The organism is Promicromonospora sukumoe, assembly GCF_014137995.1.
GTDB classification, from domain to species: domain Bacteria; phylum Actinomycetota; class Actinomycetes; order Actinomycetales; family Cellulomonadaceae; genus Promicromonospora; species Promicromonospora sukumoe.
Window position 1 is genome coordinate 678,958 of the sequence record NZ_JACGWV010000002.1, and the last position, 16,937, is coordinate 695,894.

Genomic DNA, 16,937 nt, shown 5'->3' on the forward strand with positions numbered 1-16,937 from the left:
GACCTCAGGCCCACCCACCCTCGATGACGTGGCTCAGGCGGCCGGGGTGTCCCGGTCGACGGCGTCGCGTGCCATCAACGGCGGCCTGCGAGTCTCCCCCGAGGCACAGGCGGCGGTCGACGACGCCGTCGCCAGCCTCGGGTACGCACCGAACCGCGCCGCCCGGTCGCTCGTGACCCGGCGGACCGACTCGATCGCCCTCGTGGTGCCCGAGCCGGACCAGCGCATACTGACCGACCCCTTCCTCTCCGGCACCCTCGCGGGTGTCAGCGAGGGCCTGGCCGGGACGGACCTCCAGCTCGTCCTCCTGCTCGCCCGCCCGGGCGAGCAGCGGGGACGGGTGGGCCGCTACCTGCGCAGCGGCCACGTCGACGGCGTCATCGTGGCCTCCCACCACAAGGGCGACCAGCTCGAGACGGAGCTCGGGCCGGCGGCGCTGCCGGCGGTCTTCGTCGGGCGGCTGTTCGAGCCCGACCCGTACTTCTCGCGCGGCCTGCGCTACGTCGACGTCGACAACGTCACCGGCGGGCGCATCGCGACCCAGCGGATGATCGACCGCGGCCGGCGGCGCATCGGCACCATCACCGGACCGCTCGACATGCCCGCCGGCGTGGACCGGATGACGGGCTGGCGGGACGCACTGCGCGACGCCGGGCTGCCCGACGACGCGATGGTCGAGGGCGACTTCACCGTCGCCGGGGCGCTGGTCGCGGCAGCGCGGCTCCTGGACCAGCACCCGGACCTCGACGGGATCTTCGCGGCGTCGGACCTCATGGCGGAGGCCACGCTGCGCGTGCTCGCCGAGCGCGGCCGGTCCGTGCCGGGCGACGTCTCGGTGGTCGGGTTCGACGACCTCGGCATCGCCGAGACCACGTCACCCCGGCTGACGACCGTGCACAACCCGGTCGTGCAGATGGTCGGCGCGGCGACGAGCATGCTCGTGGACCTGGTCGCGGGCCGCCCGGTCCGCGACGAGCGCCGCGTCTTCGCCCCCCGCCTGGTAGAGGGCGAGTCCGCCTAGTCCCGCTGGTCGAGCCCAACCGCTGGTCGAGCTTGCCTCACCGCTGGTCGAGCTTGTCGAGACCTGACCAGGTCTCGACAAGCTCGACCAACGAGGGGGTCAGGCCGTGCGCTGGTGGCCGTAGCGGTGCATCGTGCGGCTCACCGCCTGCTCGCGGAGCATCGTGAGCAGCTCGCGGCGGCCGCTCGCCAGGACCGGCCCGTCCAGCACCGTCACCGAGCCGAGGCGGCTCGCGGCGGCGTCGCGCAGCCCGGGCGCCTCGCCCACCACGCGGATGCGGCCGGTCACCAGGCCGTCGGCGACGGACTCGGCGAACGCCTCGTCCGTGCTCTCCTGCCCGACGACGGTCACGTCGACCCCCGCCCGGGCAGCGGCGGCCAGCACGCGCTGCACCTCGACGTCGGCCGCGCCGGCGCCGACCCGGACCGTGAGGCCCGGGACCGCCCGGTAGCGGAACACGTTCGACTCGACGCCGAGCGCCGAGGGGTCGTGCTCCCCGGAGAACTCGGTGAGCCACGCGCGGGCGTCGTCGGCCCGGGCCCAGGCGAGCCAGCCCGCCGGGTCCTCGGTGCGCGACGGCACGTCGGGCGCGTCGGCCCAGCGGCCGAGCTGCGCCACGTAGTTGGGGCCGCCGGCCTTGGCGCCGGAGCCGACCACGGAGGCCTTCCAGCCGCCGAACGACTGGCGCTGCACGATGGCGCCGGTGATGTGCCGGTTCACGTACGCGTTGCCGACCTCGACGCGGTCGAGCCAGTGCTCCACCTCGGCGTCGTCCAGCGAGTGGATGCCTCCGGTCAAGCCGAACGAGACGGCGTTCTGCAGGTCGAGCGCCTCGTCCAGGGTGCGCGCCGTCATGATGCCCAGCACCGGGCCGAAGGCCTCGGTGAGGTGGAAGAACGAGCCGGGGCGGACGCCGTCGCGCACGCCGGGCGTCCACAGGCGGCCCTTGCCGAGACCCGCTTCCTGCGCCACGGCGTCGAGGCGGCGCGGCCGCACGAGCCAGCTCTCGCCCTGCTCCAGCGTGGTCAGGGCGCGCAGCAGCTTGCCTCCGGCGGGCTCGGTGAGCGGGCCCATCACGGTGGCGAGGTCGGTCGCGGGGCCGACGGCGAGCGACGCCACGGCGTCGACCAGCTGCCGCCGGAACCGCTCCCCGGTCGCGGTGCGGGGGTCGCCCACCGAGCCGACGAGGATGACGAGTGACGCCGCGGAGCACTTCTGCCCCGCGTGCCCGAACGCCGAGCGGACGACGTCCGCGACCGCGAGGTCGAGGTCGGCCGACGGCGTCACGACGATAGCGTTCTTGCCCGACGTCTCCGCGAGCACGGGCAGGTCGGGACGCCAGGAGGCGAACATCTCCGCGGTCTCGATCGCGCCGGTCAGGATCACGCGGGACACGCCGTCGTGCGTCACGAGGCGGCGGCCGAGGTCGCCGTCGGGTACGCGGACGAACTGCGCGACGTCGCGGGCGATGGCCGGGTCCAGCCCGATCTCGGGCGCCACCTCGTCGAGCGCCGCGTGCACGGCCTCGACGGCGATCTCCAGGCAGCGCGGCGTGGGCGGCGCGGGCTTGGCGATGACGGACGAGCCGGAGGCCAGGCCGGCGAGCACGCCGCCGATCGGGATCGCGACGGGGAAGTTCCACGGCGGCGTGACCAGCGTGACGCCGTCGGGCGTGTAGCGGGCGCCCGGCCAGGCCTCCGACGCCGGGTCGAGGGCCTCGGCCGCCTGCGCGTAGTACGCGGCGAAGTCCACGGCCTCGCTGACCTCGGGGTCCGCCTCCGCGACCGTCTTGCCTGCCTCGTGGACCATGGCGGCGACCAGGTCGGTGCGCGCGGCCTCCAGGTGCTGGGCCGCGGCGCGCAGCACGCGGCCGCGGTCCGCCGGCGCGACCTTGGCCCAGGCCGTGCCGGCCCGGCGGGCGAGCGCGACGACGTCGTCCACCTGGGCGGACGTCGCGAGCGGCTCGGCGAGCGCCGGCACGTAGCCGGACCGCGTGCTGGTGACCTGCTGGGCCCAGGTGCGGTGGGCCTCGACGGCGGGGTCGGTGTCGGCGGCGTTGTGGAACGCGCCGGTCACCTGCGCGGGCGCGGGGCGCGGGCGGCGGCGCGGGGCGACGTCGTCGGGCGCGTAGTGCACGCCCAGCTCGACGGACGCGCGGAACGCGGCCTCCTGGCGGTCCATGGCGGAGCCACCGCTGGTCGAGCTTGTCGAGACCTGGGTTTCGACAGGCTCAACCCGCGAAGGCGCGAACGCCGCGTGCAGGAAGTTCTGCTCCGTCGCGTTCTCCTCCAGGCGGCGCACCAGGTACGAGATGGCGACGTCGAAGTCCTCGTCGCGCACGACCGGGGTGTAGAGCACCACGTGGCCGTGGTCCTTGGCGACCTCGTCGCGGACGGCGGCGGCCTCGGCGGGCGCCATGCCCTGGAGCATCTCGATGTCGAGCGCCTCGGAGACGCCGCGCGCCCGGCCGAGCAGGATCGCGAGCGCCACGTGGAACAGGTTGTGCGACGCGGCGCCGATGCGGACGGCGTGCGCGCGCTCGGGGCGCAGGGCGTGGTCGAGCATGCGCACGTAGTTGGCGTCGACGTCGGGCTTGGTGGCGTAGGGCGCCTGCGCCCAGTCGTGCAGGGTGGCCTCGACGTGCTCCATCGCGAGGTTCGCGCCCTTGACGATGCGCACCTTGATCCGCGCCCCGCCGTTCGCGACGCGCTTGGCGGCGAACTCGGTGAGGCCGTCCAGTGCGCCCAGGGCGTCGGGCAGGTAGGCCTGGAGCACGATGCCGGCCTCCAGGTCGCGGAACTCGTCGCGGCCCAGGATGTCGGTGAACACCGCGGTCGTCAGGGCGAGGTCGCGGTACTCCTCCATGTCGAGGTTGAGGAAGACGCCGTGGTCGCGCGCGGAGCGGTACAGCGGCAGGAGCTGCTCGACGACGCGGTCGCGGGAGCCGTCGAGGTCCCAGGTGACGAGCTGTGCGGCGACGCTGGAGACCTTGACGGACACGTAGTCGACGTCGGGGCGCTCCACGAGGGCGACGGTGCGGGCCAGGCGGGCGGCGGCCTCGTCCTTGCCGAGCACGGCCTCGCCCAGCAGGTTCACGTTGAGGGTGTAGCCCTCGGCGCGGGTGCGGGCGAGGTGCGCGGTGAGGCCGTTGCCGGCGTCGGCCACGAGGTGGCCCACGAGCTGGCGGAGGCGGGCGCGCGCGGCGGGCACCACGATGCCCGGCAGGACGGGGGCGGTCAGGGCGCCGGCGCGGAACAGCGCCCGGTCGCTCGCGCTGAGGAACGTGGCGCTGCCGGCCTTCTTGCCGAGCCGGGCCAGGGCCTTGGCGGCGATCTGGGTGTCCTGGGGGCGGGCGACGTCGTCCACGAAGCCGACGGCGAGCTCGAGGCCCGCGGGGTCGGAGACGAGCTGGCCGAGGGCGGCGGAGGCGCGGGCGACGGCCTTGTCGGTCTTCGACGCGGCCGGGCCGGCGGTGCCGGCGTCTGCTCCCGTGGCGGTGCCGATCCAGGTCCGGGCGAGGGCTACGGCGTCCTCGACGAGGGTGTCGGCGGCGGGCTTCGCGGGCGGCTCGGTCGGGGCCGGCGGCGTCGCGCTGTCCGGTGCGCCTGCGTCCCCGGTCGGGGCTTCGGCGGTGTCGGCGCTCCCGCGCCGGGCAGAGGTCTTCATGACACCAGGGTGCACCCCGTGCGGCTCGCGTGTATTGGCAGGATCACTCGCGAACGGCACCGGTTTCGGCCAAGAGCCTGCGCGGACGGGCGCCGCCGCCGCGTAGCATCGGGACCCGATGAGCAACCCGCCGAACGGCGCCGCTCGGCCCGAGGCGCGGGCCCTGCTGGACGCCCTGCACCCCGCCATGGTCGCCCTCATGGACGAGCTGTCCGGCGTCATGTTCTGCGCCAAGGACGCCGACGGCCGGTACGTGCTCGTGAACCAGGTGTTCGTGGGGCGCACGCGGGAGCGGTCGCGGCGCGACGTGATCGGCAAGCGGGCCGTCGACCTGTTCGTCCCCGAGCTCGCCGAGCGCTACGAGAGCCAGGACGAGCTGGTCCGCACCACCGACAAGCCGCTGCGGGGCGAGCTGGAGCTGATCCGGCACGTGGGCGGCGCGCCGGGCTGGTTCCTCACCTCCAAGCTCCCCCTGCACGACGCCGACGGCAAGTACGTGGGGCTCGTGTCCGTGTCGCAGGACCTGCGCTCCGGCGACGCCGACGACGCGACCATCCAGGCCATGGCCCGGCTGCGCGGGCAGGTCGAGGACCTGCTGGAGCGCGGCGAGGTGCCGTCCGTGGCGGACCTCGCCGCGCTCGCCGGGTCGGCGCCCGCGTCCCTGGACCGGCGCGTGCGCCGCGTCTTCGGCCTCTCGCCGCGCCAGCTCGTGCTGCGGCTGCGCGTCGACCGGGCGGCACACCTGCTCACCTCCAGCAGCGTGCCCCTGGCCGACGTCGCGACCGCCGCGGGCTTCTACGACCAGCCGTCGTTCACGCGCACGTTCGCGCGGCTGACGGGCGAGACGCCGTCGTCGTTCCGGAGCCGGTCCAGGCGCGCCGGCTCCTGACGAGCGAGACTCAGCGGGACAGCCGCCGGTAGGCGCGCGCCGTCAGCGGCAGGAACACCAGGGTCAGCACGGCCGGCCACAGCACCGCGAGCAGCACGGCGTGGTCGGCCAGCACTCCCCCGGTGATCCCGGTCGGGTTGCCGAACAGCTCACGGCAGGCGGCCGCCGTCGCGCTGATCGGGTTCCACTGCGCGAGGAACGACAGCCACCCGGGCATGGACTCGGGCGCGACCAGCACGTTCGACAGGAACCCGAGGGGCCACACCAGCACCTGGACCGCCGTCACGCCGCCCTCACCGCGGAACGTGAGCCCGAGGAACACCCCGAGCACCAGCACCGCGAACCGCAGCCAGAGCAGCAGCGCGATGCCGAGCACGGTGGCGCCCACGCTGCCGGTCGCGCTCCACCCGACGAGCAGCCCGCCCACCACGAGCACGGTGAGCTCGGCCGCGGAGTTCATCAGGTCGGCGCCGGCCCGGCCGAGCGGCACGGCGGCGCCGCTGATCGGCAGCGAGCGGAAGCGGTCGGTGACGCCCTTCTTCGAGTCGTTCGCGATGGCGCTCATCGTGGCCTCGATGCCGAACATCATCGAGAGCGCGAAGATCCCGGGCATCAGGTAGGCGAGGTAGTCCCCGCCCCCGGGCAGGCTGATCGCGCCGCCCAGCAGGTAGCCGAAGACGAGCACGAGCATCACGGAGAACGCGATCCCGAAGACGGGTGTCCACGGCTCGCGCTGCCAGTGCTTGAGGTCGCGCAGGGTGATCACCCAGCTCTGGCGCAGGGTGGCGGCGACGGCGGTCATCGCAGGGCTCCTTCGGTGGGGGCGGGTTCTGTCGGGGCGGTTGCGGCGTCCCGGGCCGTGAGGTGCAGGAACACCTCGTCGAGGGTGGGGCGGCGCAGCAGCAGGTCGTCGACCTCCAGCCCGGCGGCGTCGAGCGCCCGGACGACGGCGGTCAGCGCCGCGGCCCCGCCGTCCTGCCCGGCGTCGACGGTGACCTGCCGCAGCTCGGCGTCCGCGGTGCCGCCGAGCACGGCGGCCAGCCGGTCCAGGTCGGCGTGCGCGGGCGCCGTCACGAGCACCCGGTCACCGCCGAGGCGCCGCTTGAGCTGCTGGGGCGATCCCTCGGCGACCACGCGGCCGGCGTCCATCACGGTGATCCGGTCGGCGAGCTGGTCGGCCTCGTCGAGGTACTGGGTGGTGAGCAGCACGGTGGTCCCGGCGTCGACGACCTGCCGCACGGTCTGCCAGACCTCGTTGCGGGCGCGGGGGTCCAGCCCCGTCGTCGGCTCGTCGAGGAAGAGCAGCGCCGGACGGCGGATGAGCCCCGCCGCGATGTCGAGCCGCCGGCGCATGCCGCCGGAGTAGGTGGACACCTTGCGGTCGGCCGCGTCCAGCAGGCCGAAGGTGCCGAGCAGCTCGTCCGCCCGCTCGCGCGCGACGGACTTGGGCAGGCCGTACAGGCGGCCGAACATCACGAGGTTCTCGCGGCCGAACAGGATCTCGTCGAGCGCCGCGTGCTGGCCGACCAGCCCGACGGACGCGCGGACCGCGGCAGGTTCCTTGCGCACGTCCCGGCCGGCGACGAGCACCTCGCCCTCGTCGCAGCGGGTGAGGGTGGCGAAGACGTTGACGGCGGTGCTCTTGCCGGCCCCGTTGGGGCCGAGCAGCGCGTGGACGGCGCCGGACCCGATCTCGAGGTCGAACCCGTCGAGGGCCCGGGTGTCGCCGTACCGCTTGCGCAGTCCGCGGGCGACCAGGGGTGGGAGGGACATGGCGTCTCCTTTTCCGTACAGCGTACGACTAACGACTCGCCCAGCGTAGCACCCATTCCGTACGGCGTACGAAAAAGTTACGGTGGGTCCATGTCGGACCACCCGGACCCCGTTCTCCGCCTCCTGTGGCGCTACGACGACGGCGCGTCGTCCGCGCCCCGGCGCGGACGGAAGCAGCGGCTGAGCGTGGACGACGTCGTCGACGCCGCGATCCGGATCGCCGACCGGGACGGCCTGCCCGGCCTGTCGATGCGCCTGCTCGCCACGGAGCTCGGGCTCGGCGCGATGAGCCTGTACACCTACGTGCCCGGCCGGGAGGAGCTCGTCGCGCTGATGCTCGACCGCGTGCTCGGCCGCCGGAAGCCGCCCGCGCTGCCCGACGACCTGCGCGAGCGGCTGGCCCTGGTCGCCCGGGTCCACTACGAGGACTGCCGGCAGCACCCCTGGATGCTGGAGGTCTCGGGGCTGCGGGCCTGGGTGGGGCCGGGCGCGTCCGACCGCTACGAGTGGCAGCTCTCCGCGATCGAGGGGGCCGGCCTGGACGACATCGAGATGGACCAGACCGTCGCCCTCCTCGTGGGCTTCGCCGGCAGCGTGGCGCAGGCGCAGGAGCGCATCCGCGCCGAGGAGCGTTCGTCGGGCATGACCCAGGCCGACTGGTGGGCGGCGAACGCCGACGAGCTCGGCGTGGTGATGGCCGGGCGCGAGTACCCCCTGGCCGGACGCGTCGGCGCCGCCGCGGGCGAGGCCTACCAGGCCGCGACCGACCCCGCCCGGGAGCTGGAGTTTGGGCTGGCCCGCATCCTCGACGGCCTGCTCGCCCACATCGAGCACGAGCGGGGCGCCGCCGGCTGAACGACGGGGCAGCGCGCAGTCATCCGACCGGCGTACCCTGTGACGCGTCCAAGGCCGCCCTCGCGGGCGCCCTTCTCCCCTGCGCTTGGCGAGTCACGGAACGCTGATTCCCAAGCAATGGCACCGACACCGGAAAATCATCGGCTAACACCCCGCAGCCGAGCACATTCGCCCATCGAAGCGATACGGTGAGACCGAGGCGCAAACCCCGCGCCGCGCAACCCGCGCCCCCGCCCCCACGAAGCGGGAGGCGCCGTTCTCCACGGAGGACCCACGTGACGACGACAACGACGTCCACCACCACACCACCGCCCACCTTCGCCCCGGCGGACACGCCCGCGGAGGGCTCCGCGCTGGCGACCGCGCACGCACAGCTCGCGACGGCCGCGGAGATCCTCGGCTACGACGAGGGCCTGCACCGCATGCTCGCGACGCCGCGCCGCGAGATCCACGTCGCGGTGCCGCTGCGCCGGGACACGGGCGAGACCGTCCTGTTCCACGGGTTCCGCGTGCAGCACAACGTGAGCCTCGGGCCGGGCAAGGGCGGACTGCGCTACCACCCCTCCGTCGACGTCGACGAGGTGCGGGCGCTGGCGATGTGGATGACCTGGAAGTGTGCGGTGGTCAACCTGCCCTACGGCGGCGCCAAGGGCGGCGTCGCCATCGACCCCCGCGGGTACTCCCAGGCAGAGCTCGAGCGCGTGACCCGGCGGTACACGTCGGAGATCATGCCGATGATCGGCCCGGACACCGACATCATGGCCCCGGACATGGGCACCGACGCCCAGACGATGGCGTGGGTCATGGACACCTACTCGGTCAACCGCGGGTACACGATCCCCGCCGTCGTGACCGGCAAGCCGCTCGCGGTCGGCGGTTCGCTGGGCCGCGGCACCGCGACGTCGGCCGGCATCGTGCACGTCACGGGCGCCGCTCTCGCCGAGGCGGGCGTCGACCTGAGCGACGTGTCCGTCGCCATCCAGGGCTTCGGCAAGGTGGGCTCGCACGCCGCGGAGATCTTCGCGACCCGCGGCTCGCGCGTCGTCGCCGTGAGCGACCAGTACGGCGGCATCCGGAACGACGCCGGCCTCGACGTGCCGCTGCTCATGGACCACGTGCGGCGCACGGGCTCGGTCGTCGGGTTCGACGCCGCCGACGCGGTCACCAACACCGAGCTGCTCGCGCTCCCCGTCGACGTGCTGGTCCCGGCCGCGATCGAGGGCGTGCTGGACGACATGACCGCCGGGTCGGTCAAGGCCCGTTGGGTGGTCGAGGGCGCCAACGGCCCGACGACGGCGGCCGGCGACGCGATCCTCGCGAAGAACGGCATCACCGTGGTCCCCGACGTCCTCGCGAACGCGGGCGGCGTCGTCGTCTCGTACTTCGAGTGGGTCCAGGCCAACCAGACCTACTGGTGGACCGAGCAGGAGATCGCCGACAAGCTCGAGTACCGCATGACCACGGCGTACGCCGAGGTGTCGGCGCTGGCCCGGCGCGAGGCGCTGTCCCTGCGCGACGCCGCCCTGGTCATCGGGGTCAAGCGGGTCGCGGAGGCGCACCAGATCCGGGGCCTGTACCCCTGACGGTCACGCTCTGCCCGATCCACGTGTCAGACCCCCAGGTCCCTCGGGTGACCTGGGGGTCTGACACGTTCGCCCACGCTGTGCCTCAGGGACGGGGTGTGTCAGCGCGCGGGCGCGGGAGCCACGGCCCGACGCCGGAGCGCCAGCACGGCCCCGGCCCCCGCGGCGAGCACGGCCGGGATCGTGACGGGCGCCCACTCGACCAGGGCGTACGCCGTGTCCCAGTACAGACAGCCGACGACCAGGCCGGCGACCGGACCGGCCGCACCGAGGACCGCGGCCGGGAGGCGCGAGAGGCCGCGGTAGAGCAAGGCCCTCGTCCCGGCCAGCGCGATCCCGCCAAGACCCAGGACGGCCAGGAGCGCCATCACCGGGTAGATCGCCGGCTCGACCTGCAAGACGCCGCCGATCCACAGCCCGACCAGCCAGAACACCGGGACGAGGACGGCGACCGCCGCCGCGCTCCACACCAGGAAGAGCCCCGCTTCCCAACGCTGCCTCATCGCGCTCCCCTCGCCGCTCTGCCCCGCGCAAGACGTCGGGTGGTCCACCCACGCTAACCAGGACGCGGGCCAGGGGCACCCAAAGTCAGGTGACCGGCGGTGACGGCGCACTACGCTCGCCCGGTGGACGAACACGCGGTGGAGCGGGAACAGGAGACGGACCGGCTCGTCGCGCGGCTGCGCGCCGCGGGCTGCGTGTTCGCCGAGGACGAGGCGCGGATTCTGGTCGAGGCCGCTTCGGCGGGCGGCGTGCTCGACGACGCCCGGCTGGAGTCCCTCGTGGCGGCGCGGGTCGACGGGCTGCCGCTGGAGCACCTCGTGGGCTGGGCCGAGCTCGACGGCCGCCGCTGGATCGTGGCGCCCGGCGTCTTCGTGCCGCGGCAGCGGTCCGAGCTGCTGGTCCGGGAGGCCACCGCGCGGGCCTCGACGCTCGCCGTCGTCGGCCGTCCCGTGCTCCTCGTCGACCTGTGCTGCGGCTGCGGGGCGCTGGGTGGTGCGGTCGCGGCGAGGCTCCTGGCGGCGGGGACCGACGTCGAGGTGCACGCCGCCGACGTCGACCCCGTGGCCGTGGTCTGCGCGCACGAGAACCTGGAGGCGCTGGCGACGGTGTCGTTCGCCGCACGCGCGGCGGGGACGGCGCTGCCGCACGCCGAAGCGCCCGGGCGGCTGAGCGCGTACACCTACGCCGGCGACCTCGCCGCTCCCCTGCCCGGCGACGTGCGGGGCCGCGTCGACGTCCTCGTCGCGAACGCGCCCTACGTGCCCACCGACGCGATCGGGATGATGCCGCCCGAGGCCCGCGAGCACGAGCCGCACGCCGCGCTCGACGGCGGGGACGACGGCCTGGCGATCCTGCGCCGCGTGATCGCCCTGGCCCCGGCGCTGCTGCGCCCGGGCGGCCACCTGCTCGTCGAGACGGGCGAGGCCCAGGTGAGTGCCGCCGTCGGGCACCTGGAGGCGGCCGGGCTGGTCCCCACGGTCCTCACGGACGACGACCTGGGCGCCACAGCCCTGGTAGGTACCGCACCCCGGACATGAGGTCGGTCGGTTGCGTTGAGACCGGTCCAGTGATGGACCGGTCTCAAAGCAACCGACCGAAGTCAATGCCCGGCCACCCAGCCGGGCGGCGTCAGCTCAGGGGCTGGCGGTCCGCCCAGTCGGCGAGGCTCGTGCGCGGGCCCGTGAAGAACGGGATCTCGTCGCGCACGTGCCGGCGGGCCTCGGTGGCACGCAGGTCGCGCATCAGGTCGACGATGCGGTGCAGCTCGTCGGCCTCGAACGCGAGGATCCACTCGTAGTCGCCGAGCGCGAACGCCGAGACGGTGTTGGCCCGGACGTCCTTGTAGGGCGCCGCCGCCATGCCGTGGTCGCGCAGCATGGTGCGGCGCTCCGCCTCGGGCAGCAGGTACCAGTCGTAGGACCGCACGAACGGGTAGACCGACAGGTAGTCGCGCGGCGTCTCGCCGGCGAGGAACGCCGGCACGTGGCCGCGGTTGAACTCGGCGGGGCGGTGCAGCGCGGCGACCGACCACACGGGCTCCAGCGAGCGACCGAGCTCGGACGCGCGCAGCCGCTGGTAGGCGCCCTGCACGGCCTCGATCGACGGGCCGTGGGTCCACAGCATGAGGTCGGCGTCGGAGCGCAGGCCGCCCACGTCGTACCAGCCACGGACCACGAGGTCGCCCTCGGTGGCAGCCGGGTCGGCACCTCCGCCGACGGCGGACTCGGCCTCGGCCACGACCGCCTTGCGCTCGTCACCGTCCGCCGGGAGCGTCTCCGTCACGGAGAAGACCGAGAACATCGTGTAGCGGATGCCCTCGTTGATCGCCGCGGTGTCGATCTCGTGCCCGGAGTCCCCGTGCACGTGCGTGTCGTTCATGTCTGCCTCTCTGTCGTGGCGCGGGGTCGGGGCCGCCGTCGGGCCGCGGACCTCAGGAGCTCAGGTCCGTGCTGCACAGCGCCGGGATGCCGCTCGGCTCACCGTCGCGTCGCAGGCAGCAGCCCGGGGCGCAGACGGAGCGGAGCGCCGGGAGCGACCCCACGGTCGCCTCGGTGACCTGCTCGTCGCGGGCCAGGGCCGCCCGCTCCAGGAGCAGGTCGACGAGCCCGCGGACGAACGGCTCCCGGGTGCCGACAGTACCGGCTCGCACCGCCGTGATGCCGAGGTCCTTGGCCGTGGCCAGCGCCTCGGTGTCGAGGTCGTAGGCGACCTCCATGTGGTCGGAGATGAAGCCGATGGGCGACAGGACGACGTCGCGCACGCCCTCGCCGGCGAGGACCTCCAGGTGGTCGTTCACGTCCGGCTCCAGCCACGGCTGGCTGGGCGGGCCGGAGCGCGAGCAGTAGGCCAGGTCCCACGCCACCTCGTGCCCGAGCCGCTCGGCGACGCGCGTCGCGACCACCTCGGCCAGGTCCAGGTGCTGCTCGGAGTACGTGGCGTGCGAGATACGCGACGCCGCCTCCATGGTGTCCGGGATCGAGTGCGTCACGAACACGAGCTTCGCGGCCGCCCCCGACCCGCCGTTCGCCTCGAGCTCGGCGTACGCCTCGACGACGGCGTCCACGTTGGCCTCGGCGAAGCCCGGGTGGTTGAAGTAGGAGCGCACCTTGTCGAACTGCACGCCCGTCGACCCGTCGGCCCCGAGCTGTCCACGCTTGTCCAGCGTGATCGCGAGGTCCTCGCGGTACTGGCGGCAGCCGGAGTACGAGGAGTAGGCGCTGGTCACGAGCGCGACGGTGCGCTTGGCCCCCAGCTCCTCCAGCTCGTCGACGGCGTCGGTCGTGTACGGGGCCCAGTTGCGGTTACCCCACACGACCGGCAGGTCGAGGCCGCGGTCGGCGAGCTCGGCCTCGAGCGCCGCCTTCAGCGCGAGGTTCTGCTCGTTGATGGGGCTCTTGCCGCCGAACCCGTAGTAGTGCTCGCCCACCTCCTCGAGCCGCTCGTCCGGGATGCCCTTGCCCGCGGTGACGTTCCGCAGGAACGGCACCACGTCCTCGGGCTTGTTCGGGCCGCCGAAGGAGTAGAGCAGGAGGGCGTCGTACGGCGCGGCGTCCTGTGCCGCAGGCCGGGGGGAATTCGCGGGCATGCGCACATCCTTCCACCGTCCGACGGGCGGGACCGACCGGAGAGGGGCGAAGGGGACGTGACATCGAACCGACGCCCTGTCAGAACCTCTCCGGTGTCAGACGTACAGGTCCCGGGAGGGACCTGTACGTCTGACACGTCAGGGGCGGGCGTGCGTGTTGCCCTCCCTAAGGCGCTCGCGCAGGCCCGGCAGCGCGTCCAGCAGGATCTGCGGCGCCGGGCTGCGGGTCACCATCGAGAGCGTCACGCGCCCGCGGGCCGGCGCGGGCACGGTGCGGTCGCCGGGCGCGGCGTACCAGCGCGCCACCATGTCCGGCACGACGACGGCGCAGCGCCGCTCCCGTGCCGTCCGGACGGCGGCCTCCGCCGTGGCGCCGGGACGGGCCTGCGCGCCGAGCTCCGTGAGCCGCCGGTGCAGGGCGTCGGCGCTGAGGTCGAGCGGGCAGTAGACGACGGTCTGCCCCGCGTAGGGGCGCCGACCGGTACCCGGCGGCGGGGCGCCGTCGGGCAGGAGCACGACCAGGTCGTGCCGTCCCACCTCGGTGACCACGAGACCGCGCGGGATGGGGACCTGCCGGGCGATGCCCGTGAACGCGGCGTCGAGCGCGCCGCGCTCGACCCGCTCCAGCAGCCTGGGGCCGTGGTCCACCTCCGGCTGCACCACGACGTCGTCGAGCAGCACGTCGAGCGCCGCGAACAGCGTGCCCGCGATACTCGGGAAGGCTCCGACGGAGACGGTGCGCGACTGCGCCGCCGACAGCGTGCGCTCGACGATCGACCCCAGGTGATCCAGGACGTGCGCGGCCTGGTCGCAGAACTCGCGGCCGGCCGCCGTCGGGCGCGCGCCCGTGGTGTCGCGGTCGAAGAGGCTGGTGCCCACGCGCCGCTCCAGGGCGGCCAGCCGCTGGCTCGCCGAGGGCTGGCTGACCAGCAGCTCGCGGGCGGCGGCGCCCAGCGAGCCGTGCCGCGCCACGGCGTCGACGAGCCGAAGATCCTCGACCGTGGGGTATGAGCTCATAGGTCCAGCCTATGTTCGGTCCTGCCCGGTGGCTGTCTACCGGGTGTCCGGCGACGCCCGCAGGATGGCGGGGTGCGCCACCCTCACCTCGTCACGCTGACCGCCACCACGTTCGTCACGTGGACCGGCCAGCGCATCACCGCCGTCGCGCTGCCGCTGGTCGCGCTCGACCAGACCGGCGACGCCTGGACCACCGGCCTGGTCGGCGGGTTCGCCGGGCTGCCGCTGCTCACCTCCGGGTGGTGGGGACGACGGCTCCGCAGGCACCTGGTGTCGGGCCGCGCGCTGGCCGCCGTGCTCGCGGTCCAGGTGCTCGGGCTGATGCTGGTGCCCGTCGCCGCGGCGACCGTGGGCGTCGGCGCGGTGGTGCTGTGCGCGACCGGCCTGGTCACGGGCGCGACGTCGGCCCTGCTCTCCCCCGCGCAGCGCGCGCTGACCGCGGACCTCGCCGAGCTGCCCGGCAACGGGCCCGACGTCGGCGCCAAGGCGCTGGCCTGGCAGGACCTGGCGCACCGCGTCTCCATGATCTTCGCGCCCGCGCTGGGCGCGTGGCTGCTGGTCAGCTGGGGTGCGGAGCCGCTGCTGTGGTGGGAGGCGGCCGCCGTCGCGCTGGCCGCGGTGGCGATGCTGACCGTGCCGGCGGTCTCGGCCGCCTCGACCGCAGCGCGGGTCGAGCTTGTCGAGACCGAGCCGGGTCTCGACAAGCTCGACCGGCGGGAACCGGCTGATCCGCGGGACGAGGAGGCGCCGTCGCTGCGGTCAGTGCTGCGGGGCGAGCCGGAGCTGGCCGTCGGCCTCGCGCTCGCCGGGGTCGGCGGCGTCACGTGGTTCGCGTTCGCGCTGGGGCTGGCCCTGCTCGGCGTCGAGCTCGACCGCCCGGGCGAGCTGATCGCCGCGGGCATGGCGGGGTACGGCGCCGCGACCGTCGGCGTCTCGTTCGTCGTGCCCCTGGTGGTGCACCGCGTGCCGCGCATCCCGGCGATCATCACGTCGTGGGTGGTGTTCGGGCTCGCGTACCTCGCGCTGCCGATGGCCGCGCCCGACCTGCTCGCCGTCGGCGTGGTGTCGGCCGTGGGCGGTCTGGCCATGCCGTTCGGCATCGCGGCGCTCAATGCGCTGATCGTGGAGCGCACCACGGGCGCGGGCCGCCGCACGGCGTTCACCGCGGAGACGGTGCTGCACGCGGGCGGCGCCTCGCTGGGTCTGCTGGTCGGCGGCGGGCTGATCGGCGCGTTCGGGGCGGGGCCGGTGCTGGTGGTCACCGGCGGGTTCCAGGTGCTCGCGTGCGCCGCTGCGGTCCTGTGGTTGCGGGCACGCCGCCGCTCCGCCCGTGTCAGACGCACAGGTCACCCGAGGGACCTGTACGTCTGACACGGGTGGGGGTCAGCCGCGGCTCGCGAGCACCAGGCTCGTCACCGCCGCCGACAGGTCGCGGAGGCGGGGGGCCGTGCGGGAGATCAGGTCGTCCAGCCCGACCGGGCCGGGCGCGATCGAGAACGCCGCGGCGATGCCGGCCGCCCGGGCCTGCGCCTCCGGGAGCAGCACCTGGCCGGCCAGCACCACGACGGGCGGCCGGGTGGGTGACGCCGCGGCGAGGCGCGCGACGCCGTCGGCCACCTTGCCGTTGACCGACTGCGAGTCGAAGGACCCCTCCCCCGTGAACACCAGGTCGGCGTCGGCGAGCGCGGCCGGCAGGCCGACGGCCTCGGCGACCAGCACGGCGCCGGGCGTGGTCTCGGCGCCGAGCACCGCGACGAGTCCGGCGGGCACGCCGCCCGCGGCCCCGGCGCCGGGCAGTTCGGCGACGGAGGCGCCGGTCTCCCGCAGCAGCACGTCGGCCCAGTGCGCGAGCGCGCCGTCGAGAAACTCCGCCTCGCCCTCGCGGGCGCCCTTCTGCGGGCCGAACACCTGCGCCGCGCCGAGCTCGCCGACCAGCGGGTTGGTGACGTCGACGGCGAGCCGCCAGCGCACGTCGCGGGCTCGCGGGTGCAGCCCGGACAGGTCGAGGGACGCGACGGACGCGAGCCCCTCGCCGCCGTCGGGCACCTGCTCGCCGTCGGCCGCGAGGAGGCGTACGCCCAGGCCGGTGAGGATGCCGGCGCCGCCGTCCGTGGAGGCGGAGCCGCCCAGGCAGACGAGGATCTCGGCGACGCCCGCGTCGAGCGCGGCGCGCGCCAGGTCGCCGGTGCCGCGGGTGCCGGCGTGCAGCGGCTGGAGGGGCACGTCGGAGACGCCGGGCAGGCCGCTGGCCTCGGCGAGCTCGACGACGGCGGTGCGCCCGTCGGGCGAGAGCGCCCACCGGGCCGACGTCGGCCGCCCGATCGCGTCGACCGTGTCGACGACCTCGGGTGTGCCTCCCCAGACGGCGAGCAGCGCGTCGAGGGTGCCCTCGCCGCCGTCGGCCATGGGCAGGCGCGTGACGACGGCGCCGGGCGCGGCGTCCTGGACTCCCTCGGCGATCGCGGACGCGACCTCGGACGCGGACAGGCTGCCCTTGAACGAGTCCGGGCAGACGACGATGTGCAGCGGCTCCACGCGCCGATC

At 74.7% G+C, this 16,937-nt stretch carries 14 protein-coding genes; 6 read left to right on the forward strand and 8 right to left on the reverse strand.

Annotated elements, in window-relative coordinates; all coding sequences use genetic code 11:
• The first annotated feature begins 28 nt into the window (after positions 1-28).
• On the forward strand, positions 29-1,021 hold the full coding sequence (locus FHX71_RS20030) for a LacI family DNA-binding transcriptional regulator (RefSeq protein ID WP_020016990.1): 993 nt from the start codon (positions 29-31) through the stop codon (positions 1,019-1,021).
• 99 nt (positions 1,022-1,120) lie between these two features.
• Here FHX71_RS20030 and FHX71_RS20035 read toward each other — a convergent pair whose 3' ends face one another.
• Entirely contained in the window at positions 1,121-4,687 is a 3,567-nt protein-coding gene (locus FHX71_RS20035) for a bifunctional proline dehydrogenase/L-glutamate gamma-semialdehyde dehydrogenase (RefSeq protein WP_182619214.1), read from the reverse strand.
• Positions 4,688-4,805: 118 nt separating this feature from the next.
• Between FHX71_RS20035 and FHX71_RS20040 the strand changes: the two genes are divergently transcribed.
• The gene (locus FHX71_RS20040) at positions 4,806-5,576 is read left to right on the forward strand and encodes an AraC family transcriptional regulator (protein WP_182619215.1); all 771 of its coding nucleotides are present in this window, start codon (positions 4,806-4,808) and stop codon (positions 5,574-5,576) included.
• A gap of 10 nt (positions 5,577-5,586) precedes the next feature.
• Here the strand turns inward: FHX71_RS20040 and FHX71_RS20045 are convergent, their stop codons facing one another.
• Both FHX71_RS20045 and FHX71_RS20050 read right to left on the reverse strand, forming a co-directional pair.
• Positions 5,587-6,378, reverse strand: coding sequence for an ABC transporter permease (locus FHX71_RS20045; protein ID WP_182619216.1), 792 nt, complete (start codon positions 6,376-6,378; stop codon positions 5,587-5,589).
• Positions 6,375-7,349: an ATP-binding cassette domain-containing protein gene (locus FHX71_RS20050; RefSeq protein ID WP_182619217.1), complete on the reverse strand. Its 975-nt coding sequence runs from the start codon at positions 7,347-7,349 to the stop codon at positions 6,375-6,377. The genes FHX71_RS20045 and FHX71_RS20050 overlap by 4 nt, the downstream gene beginning before the upstream one ends.
• Before the next feature lie 90 nt (positions 7,350-7,439).
• On the opposite strand from FHX71_RS20050, the gene FHX71_RS20055 reads away from it, so the two are divergent.
• On the forward strand, positions 7,440-8,204 hold the full coding sequence (locus FHX71_RS20055) for a TetR/AcrR family transcriptional regulator (protein ID WP_182619218.1): 765 nt from the start codon (positions 7,440-7,442) through the stop codon (positions 8,202-8,204).
• Between the two features lie 275 nt (positions 8,205-8,479).
• Positions 8,480-9,787, forward strand: a complete 1,308-nt coding sequence (locus tag FHX71_RS20060) for a Glu/Leu/Phe/Val family dehydrogenase (RefSeq protein WP_376770151.1) — start codon at positions 8,480-8,482, stop codon at positions 9,785-9,787.
• Positions 9,788-9,888: 101 nt separating this feature from the next.
• Here FHX71_RS20060 and FHX71_RS20065 read toward each other — a convergent pair whose 3' ends face one another.
• Entirely contained in the window at positions 9,889-10,290 is a 402-nt protein-coding gene (locus FHX71_RS20065) for a hypothetical protein (RefSeq protein WP_182619219.1), read from the reverse strand.
• Positions 10,291-10,413: 123 nt separating this feature from the next.
• Between FHX71_RS20065 and FHX71_RS20070 the strand changes: the two genes are divergently transcribed.
• On the forward strand, positions 10,414-11,328 hold the full coding sequence (locus tag FHX71_RS20070) for a class I SAM-dependent methyltransferase (RefSeq protein WP_312877150.1): 915 nt from the start codon (positions 10,414-10,416) through the stop codon (positions 11,326-11,328).
• 91 nt (positions 11,329-11,419) lie between these two features.
• On the opposite strand, the gene hemQ is transcribed toward FHX71_RS20070, so the two are convergent.
• From hemQ to FHX71_RS20085, 3 genes are all read right to left on the reverse strand, one after another.
• Positions 11,420-12,169: a hydrogen peroxide-dependent heme synthase gene (gene hemQ, locus FHX71_RS20075; RefSeq protein ID WP_182619220.1), complete on the reverse strand. Its 750-nt coding sequence runs from the start codon at positions 12,167-12,169 to the stop codon at positions 11,420-11,422.
• 52 nt (positions 12,170-12,221) lie between these two features.
• Positions 12,222-13,376: a ferrochelatase gene (locus FHX71_RS20080; protein ID WP_182619221.1), complete on the reverse strand. Its 1,155-nt coding sequence runs from the start codon at positions 13,374-13,376 to the stop codon at positions 12,222-12,224.
• 138 nt (positions 13,377-13,514) lie between these two features.
• Positions 13,515-14,393 carry a LysR family transcriptional regulator gene (locus tag FHX71_RS20085; RefSeq protein ID WP_182619222.1) on the reverse strand — a complete coding sequence of 293 codons (879 nt, stop codon included), beginning with the start codon at positions 14,391-14,393 and terminating at the stop codon, positions 13,515-13,517.
• 72 nt (positions 14,394-14,465) lie between these two features.
• On the opposite strand from FHX71_RS20085, the gene FHX71_RS20090 reads away from it, so the two are divergent.
• Positions 14,466-15,764 (forward strand): MFS transporter, encoded by a 1,299-nt coding sequence (locus tag FHX71_RS20090; protein WP_182619223.1) that lies wholly within the window; start codon positions 14,466-14,468, stop codon positions 15,762-15,764.
• A gap of 12 nt (positions 15,765-15,776) precedes the next feature.
• Here the strand turns inward: FHX71_RS20090 and FHX71_RS20095 are convergent, their stop codons facing one another.
• Positions 15,777-16,928 carry a glycerate kinase gene (locus FHX71_RS20095; RefSeq protein WP_182619224.1) on the reverse strand — a complete coding sequence of 384 codons (1,152 nt, stop codon included), beginning with the start codon at positions 16,926-16,928 and terminating at the stop codon, positions 15,777-15,779.
• Positions 16,929-16,937: the final 9 nt, after the last annotated feature.